The sequence below is a fragment of the Enterobacter sp. AC1 genome (assembly GCF_050434705.1).
In the GTDB taxonomy this organism is placed as follows: domain Bacteria; phylum Pseudomonadota; class Gammaproteobacteria; order Enterobacterales; family Enterobacteriaceae; genus Enterobacter; species Enterobacter cloacae_L.
Map to the genome: position 1 here is coordinate 590,928 of NZ_JBNDIZ010000002.1, position 17,636 is coordinate 608,563.

The window sequence follows — 17,636 nt, forward strand, 5'->3', positions numbered from 1 at the left end:
GCGGCCAATGAGTACACTTGAACCTCCAGCCCGCGCAGGTAAACCGGGCGGCGTTGCCAGCTGGCTGACGCGCATGCAGATGAACCACGGCCGCAAGCTGGTGATCGCCATGCCGTATATCTGGCTGATCCTGCTGTTCCTGCTGCCGTTCCTGATTGTTTTCAAGATCAGCCTGGCGGAAATGGCGCGGGCAATCCCGCCGTATACCAACCTGCTGGACTGGGCCGACGGGCAGCTGACGCTGACCCTTAATCTCGGCAACTTCCTGCAGCTGACGGACGACCCGCTCTATTTCGAAGCGTATCTGCAGTCGCTGCAGGTGGCGGCGATCTCGACGCTCTGCTGCCTGGCGATGGGGTATCCACTGGCGTGGGCCGTGGCGCACAGTAAGCCGTCGACGCGGAACATCCTGCTGCTGCTGGTGATCCTGCCGTCGTGGACCTCGTTCCTGATCCGCGTTTACGCGTGGATGGGGATCCTGAAAAACAACGGCATACTGAATAACTTTCTGATGTGGCTCGGGGTGATCGACCAGCCGTTGACCATCCTGCACACCAACCTCGCGGTCTATATCGGCATTGTATACGCCTATCTGCCGTTTATGGTGCTGCCGATCTACACGGCGCTAACGCGTATTGATTACTCGCTGGTGGAAGCGTCGCTCGATCTCGGGGCCCGTCCGTTAAAAACCTTCTTCAGCGTCATTGTCCCGCTGACCAAAGGCGGCATTATCGCCGGATCAATGCTGGTCTTTATTCCGGCGGTGGGGGAGTTTGTGATCCCGGAACTGCTCGGCGGGCCGGACAGCATCATGATTGGCCGCGTGCTGTGGCAGGAGTTCTTCAATAACCGCGACTGGCCGGTGGCGTCGGCGGTGGCGATTGTCATGCTGCTGCTGCTGATCGTGCCGATCATGTGGTTCCACAAGCATCAGCAGAAACAGATGGGAGATCACGGATGAACAACTTACCGGTAGTGCGCTCCCCGTGGCGAATTGCGATCCTCGTGATCGGCTTTACCTTCCTGTATGCGCCGATGCTGATGCTGGTGATCTACTCTTTCAACAGCTCCAAGCTGGTGACGGTCTGGGCGGGCTGGTCGACGCGCTGGTACAGCGAGCTATTCCACGACGACGCGATGATGAGCGCGGTGGGGCTGAGCCTGACCATTGCCGCCCTGGCGGCCACGATGGCCTGTGTTCTGGGCACCATCGCTGCGCTGGTGATGGTGCGCTTCGGGCGTTTTCGCGGTTCGAACGGCTTTGCCTTTATGATCACCGCGCCGCTGGTGATGCCGGATGTGATCACCGGCCTGTCGCTGCTGCTGCTGTTCGTTGCCCTGGCGCACGCCATCGGCTGGCCGGCGGATCGCGGCATGCTCACCATCTGGCTGGCCCACGTCACCTTCTGTACCGCCTACGTGGCGGTGGTGATCTCCTCGCGCCTGCGCGAGCTGGATCGCTCCATTGAAGAGGCGGCGATGGATCTCGGCGCGACGCCGCTGAAGGTCTTCTTCATCATCACGCTGCCGATGATTATGCCTGCGGTGATCTCCGGCTGGCTGCTGGCGTTTACCCTGTCGCTCGACGATCTGGTTATCGCCAGCTTTGTCTCCGGTCCGGGGGCGACAACGCTGCCGATGCTGGTCTTCTCCAGCGTGCGCATGGGGGTGAACCCGGAGATTAACGCCCTGGCCTCTATCATCCTCGGCGTGGTCGGAATTGTCGGATTTTTCGCCTGGTATTTGATGGCGCGCGCGGAAAAGCAGCGGGTACGTGATATCCAGCGTGCAAGACGCGGCTGAAGCATTTAAAATTTCCAGTGAAGTGCCGCGCATGACGCGGCACTGTTTTTCAGGGAAGTAAAACATTGGGATTCTTTCAAAAAACACGTCATACGCATGCTCGTCCAAACGTTCCTGCGCTGGTGCAGGTGGCGGCGCTCGCCATTATTATGATCCGCTGTCTGGACGTGCTGATGATTCTGAACACTTTAGGCGCCCGCGGCATCGGTGAATTCATTCACCGCAGCGTACAGACGTGGAATCTGACGCTGGTTTTTCTGAGCAGCCTGGTGCTGGTGTTTATTGAAATCTACTGTGCATTCTCGCTGGTCAAAGGGCGCAACTGGGCGCGCTGGATCTATCTGCTGACGCAAATCATTGCTGCGGGTTATTTGTGGGCGGCATCGCTGGGCTACGGATATCCTGAACTGTTTAGCATTCCCGGCGGTTCCCGGCGGGAAATTTTCCAGTCGCTGGTGATGCAAAAGCTTCCGGACATGCTGGTGCTCTGCCTACTCTTCGTTCCGGCGTCCAGTCGGCGGTTCTTCCGTCTGCAATAATGTGTATAATCGCAGCCCTCGTGATTCTTAAGGTTTTCATATGCAGTGCGCACTCTTTGACGCCGGACGCTGCCGCTCCTGTCAGTGGATAGAACAGCCGGTCTCTCAACAACTCACCGCCAAAATGGCCGACCTGCAACAGCTGCTGGCAGCTCACGCGGTGGGCGAGTGGTGCGCGCCCGTCAGCGGCCCGGAGCAGGGCTTTCGTAATAAAGCCAAGATGGTGGTCAGCGGCAGCGTGGAGAAACCGCTGCTGGGGATGCTGCACCGCGACGGCACGCCGGAAGATTTAACCGACTGCCCGCTGTATCCCGCCTCCTTTGAGCCCGTCTTTGCCGCGCTCAAACCGTTTATTGCGCGTGCAGGGTTAACGCCATACAGCGTCGCCCGCAGGCGCGGCGAGTTGAAATATCTCCTCCTGACCGAAAGCCAGATTGACGGCGGCATGATGCTGCGCTTCGTGCTGCGCTCCGAAACCAAGCTGGAACAGCTTCGCGCTGCGCTGCCGTGGCTTCAGGAGCAGCTTCCTCAGCTGAAGGTGATTACCGCAAACATTCAGCCGGTGCATATGGCAATCATGGAAGGGGAGAAAGAGATCTTCTTCACCGAACAGCACGCGCTGGCCGAAAACTTCAACGGCGTGCCGCTGTGGATCCGCCCGCAAAGCTTCTTCCAGACTAACCCAACCGTGGCTAGCAGCCTGTACGCTACCGCCCGCGACTGGGTGCGCGGGCTGAGCATCGATCATATGTGGGACCTGTTCTGCGGCGTGGGCGGCTTTGGCCTGCACTGCGCCACGCCCGAAATGCAGCTCACCGGGATTGAGATCTCCGCCGAAGCGATTGCCTGCGCCAGGCAGTCCGCCGCCGAGCTGGGTCTGACGAACCTGCACTTCCAGGCGCTGGACTCCACCCAGTTTGCGACCGGCCAGGGCAACGTGCCGGAGCTGGTGCTGGTCAACCCGCCGCGCCGCGGCATCGGAAAGGCGCTGTGCGACTATCTGAGTCAGATGGCGCCAGAGTACATCATCTATTCCAGCTGTAACGCTCAGACCATGGCGAAGGATATCGCCAGCCTGCCGGGCTACCGCATTGAACGCGTTCAGCTTTTCGATATGTTCCCGCATACCGCGCATTATGAAGTGCTGACGTTGCTCGTAAAATCTTAAACAAAATGTGAACTCTTCATCCCTGCGAAATCAGGTAAGCTTACGTCATAAGAAATGAATAAGGCTTACCCATGAAGCAGATCCTGCTGGTGGAAGACGACCACGATATCGCGGCGCTTCTGCGACTCAATTTAGAAGATGAAGGCTACGCCATCACCCACGAGCCCGACGGGGGCAACGCCCTGCAGCGTCTTGAAAAACAGCCGTGGGATGCGGTGATCCTCGACCTGATGCTGCCCAACGTTGACGGTCTGGAGATTTGCCGCCGCATCCGTCAGATGACGCGCTACCTGCCGGTCATTATCATCAGCGCCCGCAGCAGCGAAACCGACCGCATTACGGGGCTGGAAACCGGCGCCGATGATTATCTGGCTAAGCCGTTCTCGGTGCAGGAATTGATTGCGCGCATCAAAGCGCTGTTCCGCCGCCAGCAGGCGATGGGGCAGGCGCAAACCGACGGTCAAATTCAGGCTCACGGTCTGACCATCGATCCGCTGGCGCGCAGCGTGCTGCTTCACGGCCAGGTGGTGGATCTCACGCCGCGTGAATTCGAGCTGCTCTACTTCTTTGCCCGTCATCCCGGCGAGGTGTTTTCCCGGTTAGCGCTGCTGGAGCAGGTCTGGGGCTATCAGCACGAAGGCTATGAGCACACCGTTAACACCCACATTAACCGCCTGCGCATCAAGATTGAGAAGGACGCCGCCGAGCCGGAGATTATTCGCACCGTCTGGGGCAAGGGCTACAAATTTGCGGAGCCGCACCATGATGCGCCGCTTTAGTCTGAGCCAGCGGCTGACGCTGCTGTTTATCCTGCTGATGATGCTCTGCGCCACCGTTGCCTGCGCGGTACAGCTCTACAGCAGTACGCAGTACGGTAACGCGATGGTGCAGCGGCTGTCGGGCGGGCTGGCGCAGCAGATAGTCCAGCGCGAACCGATTCTGGACGCGCAGGGCAGGGTCGACCGAACGTCACTCAAGCCGCTGTTTGACCGGCTGATGACCTTTAATCCGAGCGTTGAGCTGTACGTCGTCTCCCCGGACGGCGATATCCTGGCCGATGCCGCACCGCCGGGCCACATTCAGCGGCAAAAAATCGACCTGGCGCCGGTTCAGACTTTCCTGAGCGGTACCGCTATTCCGGTATTGGGCGACGACCCGCGCAGCCAGAATAAAAAAGTCTTTAGCGCCACGCCGCTGCGGCAGGACGGCGAGCTAAAAGGCTATCTGTATATTATTTTGCAGGGCGAGGAGTCGAACGCGCTGGCGGAGATGGCCTGGCATAAGGCGCTGTGGAGCACGGTGCTGTGGTCGCTGCTGTGGGTCGCGCTGTTTGGCCTGCTGGCGGGCCTGCTGGTCTGGTACTGGGTCACGCGCCCGGTAAAAGAGCTGACGGTCGAGGTCGCCGGGCTGGATCGGGACAGCATGAGCGCAATCAGGCAGCTGGCCGTAGAGACGCCGGATGCGACGGCAAAGGATGAAGTGGCGCTCCTGCGCAACAGCTTTATCGAGCTGGCACGTAAAATCACCCAACAGTGGGACCAGCTGGCCGACAGCGATCGCCAGCGCCGGGAGTTTATCGCTAACATTTCGCACGATCTTCGCACGCCGCTCACCTCGCTGCTCGGCTATCTGGAAACCCTGTCGCTAAAATCCGCGACCCTGACGCCGCAGGAGCACCAGCAGTATCTCGCTACCGCGCTCCGGCAGGGGCAAAAGGTACGCCATCTTTCACAGCAGCTGTTTGAGCTGGCGCGCCTGGAGCACGGCGGTATTAAGCCGCAGCGCGAGCGTTTCGCGATGGGAGAGCTGATTTCCGACGTGGCGCAGAAGTTTGAGCTCACCGCCCGCACGCGCGAGGTGAATCTGCATATCGACGTGCCGGGACCGCTGCCGCAGGTGTTTGCCGACGTATCAATGATTGAGCGCGTGGTGACTAATCTGCTGGATAACGCGATGCGCCATACGCCAACCGGCGGGGAAATTCGCCTGGCGGTCTGGCAGGAGAATCAACAGCTGCAGGTCGAAGTCGCGGACAGCGGAACGGGCGTTGATGCCGCGCTGCGTGACGATCTGTTCCAGCGGCCGTCGGCGTTGACGACCCAGGCCTCGCGGGAGAATCGCGGCGGGTTAGGGCTGCTGATTGTGAAAAGGATGCTGGAGCTGCACGGAGGCGGGATCAGGCTGATGGAGTCGGTGAGCGGGGCGCGATTCAGGTTCTTCGTGCCGTTGTGAGAGAGTGCCGGGTGGCGCTGCGCTTACCCGGCCTACAACTCCCCCCGTAGGCCGGGTAAGGCGCAGCCGTCATCCGGCAAAAACCATTACTGCGGGAACCACTGCTCGCTGATTTTCTGGTACGTACCGTCGGCTTTAATCGCTTTCAGCGCGCCGTTCAGTTTTTCCAGCAGAGCTTTGTTATCCGGACGTACCGCGATACCCAGACCCGTGCCGAAGTATTGTGGATCGGTCACTTTTTCCGTGGCGGTGCCCAGCTGAGGGTTGGTTTTCAGCCACTCGTTCACCACGGCGGTGTCGCCGAATACGCCATCGATACGGCCATTTTTCAGATCGATAATCGCGTTCTGGTAGCTGTCATAGGCCACGGTTTTCACTTCAGGATGTTTGTCCTGCAGGTATTTCTGGTGCGTGGTGCCGTTTTCCATTCCGATGCGTTTGCCTTTCAGCTCGTCGAAGGACTTATAAGCCCCTTTCTTCGCAATCACCACCGCCGAGTTGGCGTAGTACGGGTCGGTGAACGTAACCTGTTTGCTGCGCTCAGGCGTGATGTCCATCCCGGAGATCACCGCATCGTATTTTTTGAATTTCAGCGACGGGATCAGGCTGTCGAAAGCATGGTTGGTAAAGGTGCAGTCGGCCTGCATTTGTTTGCACAGCGCTTTCGCCAGATCGATATCGAAACCGACGATCTGGTTGCTGGCGTCCAGTGATTCAAACGGCGGATAGGTGGCGGAAACGCCAAAATTGATTTTATCCGCAGCGGATGCGCCAGCGGCGAACGTTGCCAGTAATGCGGCCAGAACTAACTTTTTCATTGTAATGCTCCCGTCTGTCTATCTTGTCATTATGCGCCGTGTCTGCGGCATGGATGTACAATGCCAGTTAATGAATTTATATGCAATAAATATGATTAAATATTGTATCTAACACAAAAAAAAGCGGATAACCCATCAGGTTACCCGCCTTTGCTATACAGATTTATGCACTTTCCTGGTTAATTTCTGCGCTCAAACGCCAGCGCTTTACGCTCGATCAGGCGCATCATCAGCGTCAACAGGCCGTTAACCACCAGGTAGACCACACCCGCCGCGCCGAACACCATCACGTCATAGGTGCGTCCATACAGCAGCTGTCCGTGCCCCATCACTTCCATCAGGGTGATGGTGTAGGCCAGAGACGTACTCTTGAACACCAGCACCACTTCGTTGGAGTAGGAGGAGAGGGCGCGCTTAAAGGCGTACGGCAGCAGGATCGCCAGCGTGTCTTTCTTGCTCATGCCCAGCGCCCCGCAGGACTGCCACTGCCCTTCAGGGATGGCGCGAATCGCCCCGTAGAACAGCTGGGTGGTATAGGCCGCACTGTTCAGCGAAAGGGCAATCAGGGCACACAGCCACGGCTCAGAGAGCAGATGCCAGATAACCGGATACGCCTGCAGCGACGGGAACTGCCCCGGGCCGTAGTAAATCAGGAAGATCTGCACCAGCAGCGGCGTACCGGTAAACAGGGTGATGTAAGCGCGCACAATCCACACCAGAACCGGCGTTTTCAGCGTCAGGATGATGGTGAAAATAAGCGCCAGGATCAGGGCCACGATAATGGACGCCACGGTCAGCGTGAGGCTGGTATGCAGCCCTTTCATCAGCTCGGGAAAATATTCAAGCATCAGCCTGGTCTCCGTTCAAAGCGCGTCGCTCGCAGGTCAATACGCTTGAGGATGTACTGACTGAGCAACGTGATCACCAGGTAGATAGCTGCCGCCACAATGTACCAGGTAAAGGGTTCCTGAGTACGGGTGGCGATGCTTTTGGTTTGCAGCATCAAATCGTTAACGCTTATCAGGCTCACCAGCGCGGTATCTTTCAGCAGCACCAGCCACTGGTTGCCGAGGCCCGGCAGGGCATGGCGCCACATCTGCGGCATCACCAGACGGAAGAAAATCGCTGATTTCGACAAACCTAACGCCTGACCTGACTCCCACTGCCCCTGCGGTACGGCCTTCAGCGCACCGCGCAGGGTTTGCGACGCGTACGCGGAATAGAGCAGGGAGAGGGCAATCACGCCGCACAGGAACGGACTGACGTCGAAGTTTTCAATCTGCATTTGCACCGGGATCTGCGCAAAACCGAGATTGAGGGTAAAGCCATCAGACAGCGTGAGCAGCAGCTGAGAGGAGCCGAAATAGATAAACAGGACCACCAGAATTTCCGGTAGCCCACGCAGCACGGTGACCAGCGCGGAGCCTGTCCAGGCGACGGGGAACCATTTTGCTGATTCCCACACCGCAAAGAACATCGCCAGCACGAGGCCGATAATCAGTGCGCAAACGGCAAGGCCGACGGTCATCCCGGCGGCACTTGCTAAAGGAAAAATTTCATTCATCAGGAATTACTTCTGGAACCATTTTTTGTAGATGGTTTCGTAGGTGCCGTCTTTCTTCACTTTTTCCAGCGCAGCGTTGAATTTCTGCTGCAGCTCAGTGTTGCCCTGACGAACGGCAATCCCCAGACCGGTACCGAAGTAATCCTTATCGGTCACTTTGTCGCCCACTGGCGCCAGCTTGTCGTTCGCTTTCAGCCACTCGGTCACGACAGCAGTATCACCGAATACGCCATCGATACGGCCGTTCTGCAGATCCAGCTTCGCGTTCTGATAGCTGTCATACGGAACGGTGGTGATTTCCGGATGCTTATCCATGATGAATTTCTGGTGCGTGGTGCCGTTCTGCACGCCGACTTTTTTGCCTTTCAGCTGATCGACAGAGGTGAATTTACCTTTGTGACCAATGAACAGGGCGGAGTTGTCGTAGTAAGGGGTAGTAAACAGCACCTGCTTTTCACGCTCGGGGGTGATGTCCATACCGGCCATCACGGCGTCGATGCGGCGGAACTTCAGGCTTGGGATCAGGCTGTCGAACGCCTGGTTGCTGAAGGTGCAGGTCGCGTCGATCTCTTTACACAGGGCGTTAGCCAGGTCCACGTCGAAGCCAACAATTTTGTTGTTTGCATCAATAGACTCAAACGGAGGGTAAGACGCTTCCGTGGCGAAACGAATGGTCTGGGCTGCGGTAGCGGAAAGGGTAACGCCAGCAAGCAGCACGGCAAGTAATACTTTTTTCATTATATTTCCCCTGACACAATCAATGAGATAAATAGTTTTTGAAGGCATCCGTTTGCGGATTCGCGAAGCAGCTCGCATCACCTTGCTCAACGATATAGCCGTTTTCCATGTACACCACGCGGCTGGCGGTTTTACGCGCCACTTCCACCTCGTGGGTGACGATAACCTGCGTAATATTGGTTTCCGCCAGCTCGCGAATGATGCTGACGATCTGGGCGGTGATTTCCGGGTCCAGCGCGGCCGTCGGCTCATCAAACAGCAGTACCGCAGGCTCCATCATCAGCGCGCGGGCAATCGCCACACGCTGCTGCTGACCGCCGGAAAGGTGCAGCGGATAGCGGTCGCTGTAGGGCTTCAGGCGCAGACGCTCCAGCAGCTTTTCAGCACGCGCTATCGCCTGATCCTTGCTTAACCCCAGCACGCGGCACGGGGCTTCAATCAGGTTTTGCAGTACGGTCAGATGCGGCCAGAGATTGTATTGCTGGAAGACCATGCCGACGTTTTGACGCAGTTCGCGAATCGCTTTATCAGAGGGCGTTTTCGCAAAATCAAAGTGGTTACCGGCAATCGCCAGCGTACCTGAACGGGGCATTTCAAGCAGATTAAGGACGCGCAGAAGGGAGCTTTTGCCTGCACCGCTTGGGCCAAGCAAAACCAGCGTTTCGCCTTCCGGGCAGTTCAGCGTGATGTCAAACAGCGCCTGGTGTGCGCCGTAGAAGCAGTTAATGCCGTTTAGTTTAATACTCATCGGGGCAGTCTTTACTCATCCAGGCAATCTATAGCAATTGAGGCCGCAGATAGTACCGTTGACAGAATAGTTATGCAATATTTCTGCGTTAAAAGTTAAATATAACCCGTGTTTCTACTTAAACATAGCACAAAATAGCGAACGGAAAGGTCGGCGAGTATAAATGTCGGCATTCCGCAAGAAATGCCGCACATTTTACGGGGGTAACCGCGTGGTACCGGCGGGTTTAGCGATTCTCAATCGACTGGCGAAGCGTGCCTGCCGGGGCGTGAACGCTGCCGCCAACGTAGCGCACATCGTCCACCGCCCAGCATTGACCTTCGCGGATCATCAGCACTTCATCCTGCCAGGTTTGGGTACCCTGCGTCAGCTTCACGCGCAGCGGAATATTGCGGGCATCCGTGTTCGGGATGGTTGACGCGCTGGCCACTTCTGCGCTGTCTGGCAGCGTGGTACGGCTGGAGAACGGGTCGGATTTCAGCAGCGCGTTGTGCTGCGGATCGCGGGTGGCGTCGTTAAGCAGTTTTGCCAGCCCATCGCTCAGATAGGGGCGAAGGCCGGTGAGATCGTTGCTGCGGTGCTGAATGCGATAATCATAGAACTGCTGCGCCACGGCGTCCGGGCCGCCCTCAATGCAGGGGCCGCTGCGGGTACCGATATCCTTAAAGGCTGGCGTGACCGTGGTGGTACAGGCGCTGAGCACCAGCGCGCAGGGCACGAAAAGTGTTAAAGCAGAATAGCGCATGTTGATTTCCTTATTTATTAACTATCCTTTCAATCATAGCGTAACGAACCGATAATGCTGTGCCTAAGGCATTGAACGCTAAAGAAGGAGAGAAACCATGCAGTTTTCAACAACGCCAACCCTGGAAGGGCAGACCATCACCGAGTACTGCGGCGTGGTTACCGGTGAAGCGATTCTCGGCGCCAACATCTTCCGTGACTTTTTTGCCGGTATCCGCGATATCGTTGGCGGCCGCTCCGGCGCGTACGAAAAAGAGCTGCGCAAAGCGCGCGAGATTGCCTTCAAGGAGCTCGGCGAGCAGGCGGAAGCCCTCGGCGCTGATGCGGTCGTGGGTATCGATATCGACTACGAAACGGTCGGGAAAGATGCCAGCATGTTGATGGTGAGCGTAAGCGGTACGGCGGTGAAAACCCTCCGATGAGACGTGCGTTTGCCACGCTCCTGCTGGCGCTGATGCTGGCAGGGTGCGTCACGGAAAAAGGGATTATCGATAAAGGTGCCTACGAGCTGGACACGCGTTATCAGGCGCAGGCGGCTTACCCGCGCATAAAGGTGCTGGTTATCCACTACACCGCGGACGATTTTGACAGCTCGCTGGCCACCCTGACGGATAAAAACGTCAGCTCTCACTATTTGATCCCTGCCAACCCTCCCGCACCGGACGGTAAGCCGCGCATCTGGCAGCTGGTGCCTGAAAGCGAACTGGCCTGGCATGCGGGGATCAGCTTCTGGCGCGGTACCAACCGGATTAACGATACGTCGGTGGGTATTGAGCTGGAGAACCGGGGCTGGCAGAAAACGGCCGGGGTGAAGCATTTTACGCCGTTTGAACCTGCGCAAATCGCGGCGCTGGTGCCGCTCGCCAAAGAGATTATCGCCCGCTACAGCATCAAACCTGAGAACGTGGTGGCCCATGCGGACATTGCGCCGCAGCGCAAAGACGATCCCGGCCCGCTGTTCCCCTGGCGCGAGCTGGCGCAGCAGGGCATTGGCGCCTGGCCCGACGCCGGACGCGTCGCGTTCTATATTAACGGGCGACCGCCCTGGCAGCCGGTGGACACCGCAGCGCTGCTGGATTTACTCGCGCGATATGGTTACGAGGTGCCCGACAACAGCACTGCCGCCCAGCAGAAGCGCATCATTATGGCATTCCAGATGCACTTCAGGCCGCAGCTGTGGAACGGCGTTGCTGATGTAGAAACGATGGCCATTGCCGAAGCACTTTTAGAGAAATACGGGCAGGGGTAATTCTTCGGAATGCCCCGAAACGAAAGATTAGCTATTCATGCGCTTCAGATTAATCTTAAGTACATTCTCAATTCATTTTAAGTTAATTGATTTAAAATCGCCCTCAATTAAGATGGACTCATCGATTCACGACATGAATCAATTAAAAAAACCAGCGCTGGTTTGGTTTTTTTTAATTTTAAAAGAATACAAAATTAACTGTACGGCAACATCAATATTTGTCGAAAGCTTTCTTCTTTAAACATCTTAATTAGGTATAACAATGTTAACTATTTTTGGTAAAAGCACGCGCCCCCACAATGAAATGGCAGCCATTATTGAAGCAACCTCAGGATATGAGGAGAAAACATTAAGAAAATGGCAAAAAATATCAACGGAAAAATCAGATGATATTCATATCATTGTCAGTGGCGAAGTTGAATTTCGTCGTTCCTCTGATGATTTATGTATTTTCACCCTGCAGGGGCAGTGTATTTTTGGTGTCTCCGCCATTTTTTATAACTCTACACATATGCACGGCGTGGTTCGCAGCAATGCGGTTGTCCGCTCAATAAATAAAGAAGAATTCCACCGTTTAATGACCCAGCACGATCTGTGGCCAGATTTAACCAAAGTGCTGGCATGGTATATCTGTATGCTCAGCAAGCGTGATGACGTTTTAGTTGCCCGCAGCGCCTATTCCGTGGTGCGTGAATTCCTGATTGAAATTAACGAGCTGATTGTACAGCATCAGCGAGATATTAATATTTATGATTACATTCAGGAATACACTAACCTGGCGCGCAGTACCATTATTAAAATCCTCTCAGACCTGAAAAAAGGGCAATATATTGTGGTGGAAAAAGGGCGACTTCTCAGCCTGTCTGCCTTACCTGAAAAATATTAATCCCCTCCGGCGTCTCCTTTTATGACAGAAGGAGACGCCTTCTGCGTTTCATCAACCGGTGGCGCGGGCATTTTTCCCTTCGACATATCCTCCTGCTGCTGTTTTAACGCCTGTATAAACAACGCTTTTAACGAGCCGTCATCATCCGATTTCATTGCCATTTCGTGTGCCTCGGTGCCGGGCAAGGTATCGCGCGAGGTGTCATGCGTGGCCGGGCTATCCGGTAACGCACTATCGGGGGCCTGCTGCCAGTCATTGTCGTCGCTATTAATGGGCATACTGTCCATCGGCGGCAAATTTTCCTGCATTTTTACCGGCTGGGGTTTTGGATGCGGGAAGGGCTTGGTCACGTATACGTAATGCATATCAGAAAGCGTGGTTTCCGGTTTCACCGCGCTCACCTTTTTTATTACGGGTACCGGGTGCTGCAAATTCCAGTAAACGTGCGCATATAGGCCGGCTACGATCGGTGCACACAGCCCAAGACACCACAGCGCAGTCACGCTGAGGATTTTACTGAATGACGGTAAACGCCATGAGAACCAGACCGGCTCCCCGGTGGTATAGCTGCGCTGGGCAGCAAGGCAGATGGTAGACATTATGCGTGTTTCTCTTGCGTAGTCGGGTTGGCCTGGGTTGTCTGGATCAATACGCTCGGCGTGGTATGGGTTTCGCGCATCAGCTGCATCAGCGTCTCTTCGCCCGGAATACCGTCAACGCGAAGGTGCATTTTCTGCTGGAATTCGCGGGTGCGTTTCATCAGCTCCGCCGTCCAGTTTTTATCGTGCGTTTCGCTTTCGCCCAGCGCCACGCTCAGCTGCCGATCCAGCCATTCAAGATCTTTGCTGCCGCTGGCGGCGGTGATTTCGTCTTTGCCTTCCGGCGTCAGGCGATGCAGGACGGTATAATTGCCCGTTGCGTGCTGGTTATACCAGGTGCGGCTCACCTGCCAGGTGCGATTGTTCATCAGCAGGTCGAGGGACTCTTTCCCTGCCCGCGCCACCACGGCGTAGTTAATATGATCGCCCGTTTTCATTTCGCTGACCCACGGATAACCGTCATTCGCCAGCGAGTCCAGGGAGGCATTGCCCTGTTTACACATCAGGTTCACTTTTGCCGCATTCTGACACAGCGCGTCGTCGGCTGACGCGTCATACCCCCACATGGCGTAAAGCTGATGCATAGCATCAGGCTGGTTTACCACTTCATGTTCGATAACCGGCAATACCGGTGCGTCTGGCGTTTTAACTGGCTGTTTCCAGGTGGCCGGTACCGGCAGCGCAACCGGCAGTTTTGCCGTGATGGATGAGGTCATCATCCAGCCGCAGGCGGCGAACAGCACGGAGGCGAACAGTCCGATGGAGGCCAGCGCTTTACCGCGTTTCGGTGCCGGAAGGACTTCACCGGTGGCCAGACGCAAATGGCGCGGTCCGACGTTTGGCGCGCGTTCGGTCCACGCGGCCAGCATGGAGAGATGCGCCAGCTCGTTCAGCTTGCTGACGTTGCCTTTGGTCAGGGCGTGGATCTTTTTCACGCGAGCGGGCGTCAGCGGGGAGGCGTCAGCGCCGTGCTCCTGGCACTGGGCGTCAACGTAGCTCAGGAATTCGCGGCAGGTCAGGTTGCGCAGGGTGTGGCTGGTCAGAACAAATTCCTGCAGCGCGGAGTCCGTCAGCATCGTCTCCCGATCTTCACTGCCCATCAGGATGACCGACAAACGCACGTCCAGCTCCTGGGCACGCGTCAGCAGCAGGGCCAGCACATCATAGCTGTTGTTCTTCATCGCCTCCGCGTGCGTGATGACCAGCACCTTTTGCGTTGCGCGGCTATCCCGCCACTGGCGCAGCACGGCATCCACGGCCTGCAGCTTATTTTTGTTCTCTTTCGCCGACGGGTTGAGCTTATAAAGAAGGCTGCTGGCGCTTAGCTTTGGAAACGCGTTAATTGAGACGACGGTGCTGCTGCTCTTCAGCGCATCGCTGAACTGCCCCAGCAGTTCACTGTCGTGGTAAAAGAGCCCGGTGATCCCTGCCTGCTGGCTTTTCTCTTTCAGAAGATTGAACACATCCTGATGATAAGGCACCAGAAAATCGCCCGATTTGCGGGTAATGTTTCTGAACGGAGGGGTACTGAATTTAAAATGACTCTGATACATAGCGACTGACCGTCTCTTCTCTTTAATAGCAATGGGCGAAAAGTACGGGATGCACCCGTCCGGGTCAATTTAACACCAGAGTAAAAATAACCTGCCATCAGGCTCTAACATTCCTCTTTTTTCCGGTCAATAAATTTCTTCATGAAAGTTAATAGCAAAGCAGATGGTCGGCATTCAGGGCGCTGATTATTATTAACTCACTAAGTGATGCAGCACGTCGCTGCGAATGACTGCTTTGCTAAAAGGCCGGATAAATAATGAGGAACGCACTCCTTTCCCGTGTAATGACGCCCTGCATTATGCTTGTCATGCTGATATTTTGCAGCCAGCAGGGTTACGTCGTTTATAAAGATTATAAGAAAGTTACGAATAAGTTAGCGAATGCGGATAAGCCAGCGCTAAAAAACCGTGACGCTGAAAAAAACTTTGGACTTTTCACTGCCGCAGTGCGTCAAAGCGACGCGCCCGCTGCGGTAAAAGCGCCGTTATCCGCAGAAATCGAAGGCATTATTCGCAGCGATGAATCCTGGCTGTCGTTTGCCGTGATCAAGACCCCTGCCGGGCAGCAGAGCTACCGGGAAGGAGAGTCGCTGGTGGGTTTCGATGACGCCTATGTGGATGAAATTAATAAAGATAACGTCGTTGTGCAGTACGAGGGGGCGAAACAGACGCTGGCCCTCAAGCAACCGGCGTATTTTAAGGGAGGTGTTGACAGCGGCCCGGTCACCAAATCGAAAAAAGATGCCGGCGCTGACAGTCTGCATCTCGATGATTATCTGGTGTTAAAACCGTTAATCGAAAAGGGCCAACTGGAAGGCTTTAATATTAATCCACGGAATGCGTCTCCTTTTTACAGCGATACAGGGCTGGTAAAAGGGGATGTGGTAGTGAAAGTCAACGACGTCGATATGACGAAAGAAGCGCAGGCGAAAAATATCATCGCCAACTGGTCGAAAATGAAAGAGGCGGAGGTCGTCGTCAGGCGGCACGCTCACCTTGAAAATATTCGGGTTAATGTTTTAAACAATTAACAAGTGTACATCATGAAGAAATTTCCGTGGGCGTGCGTGGCGCTGACCGCATTGTCGTTATATTCCAGTTCGCTGCTTGCAGCCAACTTTAGCGCCAGCTTTAAAAATACCGATATTCGCGAATTTATCGATACGGTAAGTCGCAATCTGAATAAAACCATTCTCGTCGACCCGTCCGTTCAGGGCACCGTGTCGGTGAGAACCTATAACGTGCTGTCGGAAGAGGAATATTATCAGTTCTTCCTGAGCGTGCTGGATCTCTATGGTCTGTCGGTTATCCCGATGGATAACGGCATGGTCAAAGTGGTGCGTTCAAGCGTGGCGCGTACCGCCGGCGTGCCGGTGGCCGACAGCAAAAACCCGGGCAAAGGGGATGAGATCATCACCCGCGTGGTGCGTATGGAAAACGTGCCGGTGCGCGAGCTGGCCCCGCTGCTGCGTCAGCTGAATGACGCCTCCGGTATCGGGAACGTGGTCCATTTTGAACCCTCTAACGTGCTGCTGTTAACCGGCAAAGCCTCGGTGGTGAACCGCCTGGTGGACCTGGTTGAGCGCGTGGATCGTTCCGGCATGCAGCGTCGTGAAATTGTGCCGCTGCGCTATGCGTCCGCCAAAGAGCTTTCCGATATGTTGAACAACCTCAACAACGAAGAGCAGAAAGGGCAGAACGCGCCGCAGCTGGCGACCAAAGTGGTGGCCGATGACGAAACCAACAGCCTGGTGATCAGCGGCACCGAAGATGCGCGTGCGCGTACCCGTTCGCTGATTGGCCAGCTCGATCGCGAGCAGAATAACGAGGGCAACACCCGCGTCTTCTACCTGAAATACGCCAACGCCTCGAAAGTGGTGCCGGTGCTGACCGGTATTGGCGAGCAGCTGAAAGACAAAGCCGGGACGCCGAAAAGCAAAACCGCCTCAACGTCGTCAAGCGACCTGAACATTACGGCCGATGAGTCCACCAACTCGCTGGTGATCACCGCTCAGCCAAACGTCATGAACTCGCTGGAGAAGGTGATCGACAAGCTGGATATTCGCCGTCCGCAGGTGCTGGTGGAAGCCATCATTGCTGAAGTGCAGGACGGTAACGGCATGGATCTCGGCGTGCAGTGGACCGGCAAGCACGGCGGCGTGCAGTTTGGCTCGACCGGTCTGCCGATCAGCCAGATCAAAAACGGTACGATCAAAGGCGCCTCCTTTACGGGCCTGGCGACCGGCTTCTTTAACGGCGACTTTGGTGCGCTGATGACCGCGCTGTCGACCACCGGTAAAAACGACATTCTCTCCACGCCAAGCGTGGTGACGCTGGATAACAAAGAAGCGTCGTTCAACGTCGGTCAGGATGTGCCGGTGCTGTCCGGTTCCCAGACCACCAGCGGCGACAACGTGTTTAACTCGGTTGAGCGTAAAACCGTCGGTACCAAGCTGAAGATTGTTCCGCAGATCAACGACGGGGACATGATCCACCTGAAGATTGAGCAGGAAGTCTCCAGCGTTGACGCCAGCGCCACCGAAGACGCCAGCCTTGGCCCAACCTTCAACACCCGTACCATCAATAACGAAGTGATGGTCCACAGTGGCCAGACGGTCGTGCTGGGCGGGTTGATGGAGAACGTCAATAAGCAGAACGTCTCGAAAGTGCCGCTGCTGGGCGATCTGCCGCTGGTGGGCCAGCTGTTCCGCTACACCTCGCAGGACACGTCGAAACGTAACCTGATGGTGTTTATCCACACCACCGTGCTGCGTGATGACGACAACTACAGCGCGGCGACGAAAGAGAAATACGATCAGATCCGCGCGCGTCAGCAGCAGCGAATGGAAGAGCAAAAACTCGGCATTCTCGAAAACAGCGATAACCCGGTTCTGCCGGCGTATCCGAAGCAGAGCCGCTCAATGCCGGTGGGCGTAACGGCACCGACGACATCATCGTCAGCGTCCCGCAACCCGTTCAAAGAATAAGCGGAGGT

At 56.0% G+C, this 17,636-nt stretch carries 19 protein-coding genes; 11 read left to right on the top strand and 8 right to left on the bottom strand.

The annotated features are described in order from the left end of the window. Positions 1 to 7: 7 nt before the first annotated feature. The 6 genes from potH (at position 8) to M2433_RS07730 (ending at position 5,742) form a co-directional block, all read left to right on the top strand. On the top strand, positions 8 to 961 hold the full coding sequence (gene potH / locus M2433_RS07705; protein ID WP_429053259.1) for a putrescine ABC transporter permease PotH: 954 nt from the start codon (positions 8 to 10) through the stop codon (positions 959 to 961). Then, the gene (gene potI / locus M2433_RS07710) at positions 958 to 1,803 is read left to right on the top strand and encodes a putrescine ABC transporter permease PotI (protein ID WP_429053258.1); all 846 of its coding nucleotides are present in this window, start codon (positions 958 to 960) and stop codon (positions 1,801 to 1,803) included. The genes potH and potI overlap by 4 nt, the downstream gene beginning before the upstream one ends. A gap of 65 nt (positions 1,804 to 1,868) precedes the next feature. Continuing rightward, complete coding sequence (locus M2433_RS07715) at positions 1,869 to 2,342, top strand: YbjO family protein (protein WP_416719467.1); 474 nt, start codon at positions 1,869 to 1,871, stop codon at positions 2,340 to 2,342. A gap of 40 nt (positions 2,343 to 2,382) precedes the next feature. Continuing rightward, positions 2,383 to 3,510 (top strand): 23S rRNA (uracil(747)-C(5))-methyltransferase RlmC, encoded by a 1,128-nt coding sequence (gene rlmC, locus M2433_RS07720; RefSeq protein ID WP_429053257.1) that lies wholly within the window; start codon positions 2,383 to 2,385, stop codon positions 3,508 to 3,510. Positions 3,511 to 3,581: 71 nt separating this feature from the next. After that, positions 3,582 to 4,289 carry a response regulator transcription factor gene (locus tag M2433_RS07725; RefSeq protein ID WP_059310675.1) on the top strand — a complete coding sequence of 236 codons (708 nt, stop codon included), beginning with the start codon at positions 3,582 to 3,584 and terminating at the stop codon, positions 4,287 to 4,289. After that, positions 4,273 to 5,742: a sensor histidine kinase gene (locus tag M2433_RS07730; RefSeq protein ID WP_429053256.1), complete on the top strand. Its 1,470-nt coding sequence runs from the start codon at positions 4,273 to 4,275 to the stop codon at positions 5,740 to 5,742. The genes M2433_RS07725 and M2433_RS07730 overlap by 17 nt, the downstream gene beginning before the upstream one ends. Before the next feature lie 86 nt (positions 5,743 to 5,828). Here the strand turns inward: M2433_RS07730 and artJ are convergent, their stop codons facing one another. The 6 genes from artJ to M2433_RS07760 form a co-directional block, all read right to left on the bottom strand. Continuing rightward, complete coding sequence (gene artJ, locus M2433_RS07735) at positions 5,829 to 6,560, bottom strand: arginine ABC transporter substrate-binding protein ArtJ (RefSeq protein ID WP_407213009.1); 732 nt, start codon at positions 6,558 to 6,560, stop codon at positions 5,829 to 5,831. 179 nt (positions 6,561 to 6,739) lie between these two features. Continuing rightward, positions 6,740 to 7,408: an arginine ABC transporter permease ArtM gene (gene artM, locus M2433_RS07740; RefSeq protein ID WP_059310672.1), complete on the bottom strand. Its 669-nt coding sequence runs from the start codon at positions 7,406 to 7,408 to the stop codon at positions 6,740 to 6,742. Continuing rightward, positions 7,408 to 8,124, bottom strand: coding sequence for an arginine ABC transporter permease ArtQ (artQ, locus tag M2433_RS07745; RefSeq protein WP_025756069.1), 717 nt, complete (start codon positions 8,122 to 8,124; stop codon positions 7,408 to 7,410). Before artQ ends, artM begins: the two co-directional genes overlap by 1 nt. A 6-nt stretch (positions 8,125 to 8,130) precedes the next feature. Beyond that, on the bottom strand, positions 8,131 to 8,862 hold the full coding sequence (artI, locus tag M2433_RS07750; protein WP_429053255.1) for an arginine ABC transporter substrate-binding protein ArtI: 732 nt from the start codon (positions 8,860 to 8,862) through the stop codon (positions 8,131 to 8,133). 19 nt (positions 8,863 to 8,881) lie between these two features. Further along, positions 8,882 to 9,610 carry an arginine ABC transporter ATP-binding protein ArtP gene (gene artP / locus M2433_RS07755; protein ID WP_008500030.1) on the bottom strand — a complete coding sequence of 243 codons (729 nt, stop codon included), beginning with the start codon at positions 9,608 to 9,610 and terminating at the stop codon, positions 8,882 to 8,884. Positions 9,611 to 9,836: 226 nt separating this feature from the next. Next, complete coding sequence (locus M2433_RS07760; RefSeq protein ID WP_264439002.1) at positions 9,837 to 10,355, bottom strand: lipoprotein; 519 nt, start codon at positions 10,353 to 10,355, stop codon at positions 9,837 to 9,839. A 97-nt stretch (positions 10,356 to 10,452) separates the two neighbouring features. Here M2433_RS07760 and M2433_RS07765 point away from each other — a divergent pair, with 97 nt between their 5' ends. The 3 genes from M2433_RS07765 to M2433_RS07775 all read left to right on the top strand — a co-directional run bounded on the left by M2433_RS07765 (position 10,453) and on the right by M2433_RS07775 (position 12,489). Continuing rightward, on the top strand, positions 10,453 to 10,776 hold the full coding sequence (locus tag M2433_RS07765) for a heavy metal-binding domain-containing protein (RefSeq protein ID WP_023310944.1): 324 nt from the start codon (positions 10,453 to 10,455) through the stop codon (positions 10,774 to 10,776). Continuing rightward, positions 10,773 to 11,603, top strand: a complete 831-nt coding sequence (locus tag M2433_RS07770) for an N-acetylmuramoyl-L-alanine amidase (protein WP_429053254.1) — start codon at positions 10,773 to 10,775, stop codon at positions 11,601 to 11,603. Before M2433_RS07765 ends, M2433_RS07770 begins: the two co-directional genes overlap by 4 nt. A gap of 262 nt (positions 11,604 to 11,865) precedes the next feature. Next, on the top strand, positions 11,866 to 12,489 hold the full coding sequence (locus M2433_RS07775) for a helix-turn-helix domain-containing protein (RefSeq protein WP_429053253.1): 624 nt from the start codon (positions 11,866 to 11,868) through the stop codon (positions 12,487 to 12,489). Here the strand turns inward: M2433_RS07775 and M2433_RS07780 are convergent. Continuing rightward, positions 12,486 to 13,088, bottom strand: a complete 603-nt coding sequence (locus M2433_RS07780; RefSeq protein ID WP_429053252.1) for a hypothetical protein — start codon at positions 13,086 to 13,088, stop codon at positions 12,486 to 12,488. The two genes, M2433_RS07775 and M2433_RS07780, sit on opposite strands and share 4 nt — an antisense overlap. Further along, a complete protein-coding gene (locus M2433_RS07785) occupies positions 13,088 to 14,641 on the bottom strand; it encodes a peptidoglycan-binding protein (RefSeq protein ID WP_429053251.1) in 1,554 nt (517 codons plus the stop codon). The genes M2433_RS07780 and M2433_RS07785 overlap by 1 nt, the downstream gene beginning before the upstream one ends. Positions 14,642 to 14,940: 299 nt before the next feature. Between M2433_RS07785 and gspC the strand changes: the two genes are divergently transcribed. Further along, entirely contained in the window at positions 14,941 to 15,672 is a 732-nt protein-coding gene (gene gspC, locus M2433_RS07790) for a type II secretion system protein GspC (protein ID WP_429053807.1), read from the top strand. A 12-nt stretch (positions 15,673 to 15,684) separates the two neighbouring features. Further along, on the top strand, positions 15,685 to 17,628 hold the full coding sequence (gene gspD, locus M2433_RS07795; RefSeq protein ID WP_429053250.1) for a type II secretion system secretin GspD: 1,944 nt from the start codon (positions 15,685 to 15,687) through the stop codon (positions 17,626 to 17,628). Positions 17,629 to 17,636: the final 8 nt, after the last annotated feature.